The sequence below is a fragment of the Streptomyces aurantiacus genome, assembly GCF_001418335.1.
Classification (GTDB): domain Bacteria; phylum Actinomycetota; class Actinomycetes; order Streptomycetales; family Streptomycetaceae; genus Streptomyces; species Streptomyces aurantiacus.
In genome coordinates this window covers 1-3,446 of the sequence record NZ_LIPP01000555.1, presented here as the reverse complement: position 1 = coordinate 3,446, position 3,446 = coordinate 1, and the positions used below count along the sequence as shown (strand labels likewise).

The 3,446-nt window shown below is 69.3% G+C and carries 4 protein-coding genes and 1 pseudogene; 3 read left to right on the top strand and 2 right to left on the bottom strand.

Annotation, left to right across the window (positions count from 1 at the left end; all coding sequences use genetic code 11):
- Together AOK01_RS40210 and AOK01_RS40205 are read right to left on the bottom strand one after the other, a co-directional pair.
- Nucleotides 1–960, bottom strand: a pseudogene (locus AOK01_RS40210) (hypothetical protein); the annotation flags it as partial.
- A gap of 192 nt (nucleotides 961–1,152) precedes the next feature.
- Nucleotides 1,153–1,563, bottom strand: a complete 411-nt coding sequence (locus AOK01_RS40205; protein ID WP_055520606.1) for a rodlin — start codon at nucleotides 1,561–1,563, stop codon at nucleotides 1,153–1,155.
- A 250-nt stretch (nucleotides 1,564–1,813) separates the two neighbouring features.
- On the opposite strand from AOK01_RS40205, the gene AOK01_RS40200 reads away from it, so the two are divergent.
- The 3 genes from AOK01_RS40200 to AOK01_RS40190 all read left to right on the top strand — a co-directional run.
- Nucleotides 1,814–2,203 carry a rodlin gene (locus AOK01_RS40200; RefSeq protein WP_055520604.1) on the top strand — a complete coding sequence of 130 codons (390 nt, stop codon included), beginning with the start codon at nucleotides 1,814–1,816 and terminating at the stop codon, nucleotides 2,201–2,203.
- A gap of 337 nt (nucleotides 2,204–2,540) precedes the next feature.
- Complete coding sequence (locus tag AOK01_RS40195) at nucleotides 2,541–2,732, top strand: chaplin (RefSeq protein WP_281181507.1); 192 nt, start codon at nucleotides 2,541–2,543, stop codon at nucleotides 2,730–2,732.
- 104 nt (nucleotides 2,733–2,836) lie between these two features.
- The coding region (locus tag AOK01_RS40190; protein WP_213862222.1) for a chaplin at nucleotides 2,837–3,446 on the top strand (610 nt) is incomplete at its 3' end.

The window sequence follows — 3,446 nt, the reverse complement described above, 5'->3', positions numbered from 1 at the left end:
GGGCCGGGGCCGGGGCCGGGGCCCGCGGAGACCCCCGCACGGCACCAGCACGGCCACGGCCGCCGCCACGAACAGCGCGGGCACCCACAACAGATAGGGATGCGCGAAGTCCGCCAGATACCCGAGGCCCCGCCCCCACAGGCTCTGCGAGGCCTCCTTCGTCACGGCGGGCAGCGGCACCAGATGCCCGTAGTACCCGGCCCGGAAGACCTCGTACGCGGCCGGCAGCGCACCCGCCGCCCCCGCACCTGCGAGCGCGCCCCGCCACGACGGCCGTACGAGCAGCCACTGGGCGCCCAGGAACACCACGGTCACCAGCCCCAGATCGGGCCGCACCAGGGGCCCGAGCCCGATGACCACCGAGGTCGAGAGGGCGCAGGGCCGCGTCGTCAGCGCCAGCCACGCCCCCGCGATCCAGCAGGTGGCGAGCCCCGTCTCCAGCCCCGAGGTGGCGAAGTCCCACACGGGCGGCAGCCCGAGCAGCACCAGCGACCCCAGCGGCACGGCCGCGCGTCCGCCGTACGTCCGCAGCGCGCCGATCCCCGCGAGCGCGAACCCGGCGGCGGTCAGCAGCAGCCCCCCGAACACCGCCGCCGGCACCGGATCGACGCCGGCCGCCCCGGCCCCGGCGAGCAGCCACTGCCACAGGGTGCCGGTCGACGACTCGACCCGTTCACCCGCGTTGAACACCGGCCCGTTCCCCGCCAGCACCTGCCGCACGGTCCGTACGTAGATGTAGGCATCGTCGGACATCCACCGCCGCCGGAACCCCGCGCAGGCCACCAGGAGCGCGGGAACGAGCCACACCGCCACCCGCAGCAGACCCGCCCACGCGGCGCCGGGCCCTGATCCGGGCCCTGATCCGGGCCGGGACCCGGGTGGCAGCGACAGGGCGGAGGAGGACGAGGGCGGGCGGGTTCTGCGGTACGAGGGAAGGGCGGGCGAGTGCGTCGACGTCATGATCCGTTCATCGGCCCGCGTCCGGCCGGGCTTGACGCCCCGGGTGGGCCGAACGGGGCACCGCCGGCAGGCCCGGGGGAGGTGTCCTCGGCCACGCCGGCCGGTACGCCGAGGCAGCAGCGAACACCGGGCGCCGGCACACGAAGAGGGCGGGACCACCGATGTGCTCGGTGGTCCCGCCCTCAAGTCGGCTCAGCGTCGGCCGCGGCCTTCGTCCTCGCTGCTGGTGGAGAGGACCGACACGTCTTCCAGAAGATGCGCCAGCGCGCCGTCGCGCTTGACCTGAGTGGAGTTCTCGGTGCACTGCTGGTTCATGTCGTCCGACAGGATCGGGACATCCTGGATCGGGATCAGGTTGACCACCGGAACGTTGATGTCGTTCAAACCGATGCATGGCTTGTTGAAGGAGCCCTGGATGAGCGCCATCTGCGGGCTCATGTTGCCGTACGTGGCGGAGTTGCCGTAGTACTGCGCGGCGGCGTTGCCGTTCGCGGTGTTCGGACCACTGTCGTCACCGATCGCCAGCGCCTGCGGGGCCACGGCAGCGGAAGCGCCTACGACGGAGGCGGCGATTGCCGCGGTGGCAAGAACCTTTTTGATCATTGGCCAGTCCTTTCTGAGGAAAACCCCGTCCACCGGAGCGCTCTGGTTCAACTGCATGGGCGCCGTATGGTTTCTCCCGTTCACTCCGACGGTCTACACGGGAAGCGTGCGCGAGTGCGATCGGGCCGTCGTCAATCCTGCCTGTTCACGGATTCAATGCGGGCCAAGCGGGTGAACACCCGCAACCTATTCCGACGCTGCCGGTTGATAGGCCGTAGGACATGCGTCGCTACTAGGAAAGGAACGCGAAGTGCTTAAGAAGGCAATGTTCGCCGCGGCGGCTGCCGCTTCTGTCATCGGTATGTCGGTGGCGGCCGCTCCCCAGGCGCTTGCCGTGGGCGACGACTCCGGACCGTCTGTGGCCAACGGAAACGGTGCCACGTCGGCGTTCGGCAACTCGGCGACCAAGGGCGACATGAGCCCTCAGCTCTCGCTGGTCCAGGGGACGCTCAACAAGCCGTGTGTGGCCCTGGAGGACATCAACGTCCCCATCGTGAACATCGTCCCGATCCAGGATGTCCCGATCCTGTCGGACGACCTCGCGCAGCAGTGCACCGAGAACTCCACCCAGGCCAAGCGCGACGCCGCTCTGTCGCACATCCTGGAGGACCTGTCCGTTCTGTCGGCGAACGGCGACTAAGCCGAATTCGGCATATTCGGCACCGCCTGGGCTGTCCGCTGACGTCGTGTGCGGGCAGCCCCGGTTTTTCACCGCGTTTGTTTCGCTGGTGCCCCCGCGTTGTGTGCGGTACTGCCCCTCCGGGGCGTGGCGCCTGTTCGGTGCGTTCGAGTGAATTGTCAAACGGTTCACATTACGTAGTTTCTTCGGACCTCCGTTCCTCGTTTACAGCCCGAGGTCGTGCTGCGAGCCAGCCAGAATGTGTTCGCTCGGTTTCGGCCGTCACAGGGGCATGACCGCAAAGAAGGGAAAGCACGTGAATCACAAGAAGAGCGCAGCTGTCATCGCCGGAGCCGTGATGGCTCTCGGAATGGCGGCCCCCGCCTTCGCCGACGCCGGCGCGCAGGGCGCCGCAGTGGGCTCCCCAGGTGTCCTCTCGGGCAACGTCGTCCAGGTTCCCGTTCACGTTCCCGTCAACGTGTGCGGCAACACGATCGACGTGGTCGGCCTGCTGAACCCGGCGTTCGGCAACGAGTGCGAAAACGACTGACGTCGTAACGCATCAGCCGACCGGCTGTGTCACGCCGGCCTTGGACCGCATTCCGGTGCCAAGGCCGGCTTTTCCCACTTCTACCAGCAGAGAAGACAACGAGAGTGCGACAGACCTTGAGCAAGGGAATGGTCGTGGCCGCCGCCGCGACGAGCATCCTGTCCCTGTACGGCTCCCAGGCGTTCGCCGACTCGAACGCGGACGGGGTCGCAGCGGACTCGCCCGGTGTGCTGTCCGGCAACAGCGTGGGGGCGCCGGTGGACGTACCGGTGAACGCGTGCGGCAACTCCGCGAACGTGGTCGCCGGCCTCAACCCGGCCTTCGGCAACTCCTGCGCCACGCCCACGGGAAAGCACCGGAAGCCGGCCACGTCCGGCCACGAAGCCCCGGCCGGCCACGGCTCGGACCACGGCCACGGCCACGGCTCGGACCACGGTGACGGCTCCGGTCACCACGGCTCCGGTCATCACGGTTCCCGTCATCAAGGGTCCGGCCACCATGGCTCGGGTCATCGCGGCTCCGGGCACCATGGTTCGGGCGAGCACGACTCAGGCCACCATGACTCCGGGCACCACGACTCAGGCCACCGTGGCTCGGGTCACCACGGCGGTGGCTCCGTCGCACACGGTGAGACGCACGGTTCGCCCGGCGTCGGTGCGGGCAACAGCGCCGCGGTCCCGGTGGGCGTACCGGTGAACGCGTGCGGCAACTCCG